This is a genomic window from Burkholderia sp. Cy-637 (genome assembly GCF_011753175.1).
Taxonomy (GTDB): Bacteria; Pseudomonadota; Gammaproteobacteria; order Burkholderiales; family Burkholderiaceae; genus Burkholderia; species Burkholderia gladioli.
Genome location: NZ_VWWC01000379.1, coordinates 1 through 1,007 on the forward strand (window position 1 = coordinate 1; position 1,007 = coordinate 1,007).

The window sequence follows — 1,007 nt, forward strand, 5'->3', positions numbered from 1 at the left end:
CGCCGCGCCGGCTGCCTCGGGAGCGCCGCTTGCCGGCGCCGCCGGCGGCTCGGGCAGTCCCGGCGGCTCGGGCAGCGCCGCCAGCTCGGGCGGCACCGGCAGCACCGGCAACAGCAGCGTGGACAACACCAACTCCGAGCTCGAAAGCGCGATGGCGCAGACCCAGCAGAAGGACCCGACGCTCTACGCGAAGACCATGAAGGACGCCCAGAGCGGCAACGGCAACGAACTCGTCAAGGACGAGCTGCAGGCCTACAAGGAAGGCGCGATCAGCAAGGACCAGGCGATCAAGGAGGTGCAGGGCGCGCAGGGCCTGGCGAACCAGAACGGCGGCGGCAAGATCAACAAGGACGTGCGCAACCAGGCCGAGCAGGCGCTCGGCGGCAACTACATCGGCAAGGGCCAGACGCGCGTCGAGCACGCCATCGTCAAGGGGCTGGAGAGCTTCACGCCGCTGGGCGCGATCATCAAGGGCGCCAAGGACAAGACCGCCAAGGCCGGCCCCGAGAACATCATCCAGGCCGGCCAGGCGGTCACCCAGCAGGCCTCGCAGACGGCCATCCAGCACATGCAGGAAGCCGATCCCGAACTCGCCGCCAAATTCCAGCAGGATGCGCAGAAGGGCGACGGCAACGCGATGGTCGACGACATGGTGCAGTTGAAGGGCGAGGAGCAGGCCGGCCAGGTGCCGAACAGCTTCAGCGACCAGGACGCGCAGATGCTCGGCAGCCAGGTCGGCAACTACGGCAAGGGCAAGGTCAATGCGCAGGAAGAGCAGAAGTTCACCGACACGTTCGGCGCCGACACGCTCTATCGCGGCTCGACGCGCGGCGCGAAGCTGTTCGACAAGGTCGAGAACACGGTGGGCGGGATCATGGGCAAGGTGGTCGAGCCGGTGACCGATACCGTGGGCGGGGTCGACAAGCTGGTGCATGGCGACATCAAGGGCGCCTTCAAGGAGTTCGGCAACGCGCTGGGTGCCGCCGCCACCGACGCGGCCATGGTGG

Annotated in this window: 1 protein-coding gene; it reads left to right on the top strand. The window is 68.0% G+C overall.

All coding sequences use genetic code 11. The features are described from left to right. Positions 1 to 118 precede the first annotated feature (118 nt). A partial coding sequence (locus F3J10_RS35680) for a hypothetical protein (protein ID WP_205200604.1) occupies positions 119 to 1,007 on the top strand: 889 nt, incomplete at its 3' end.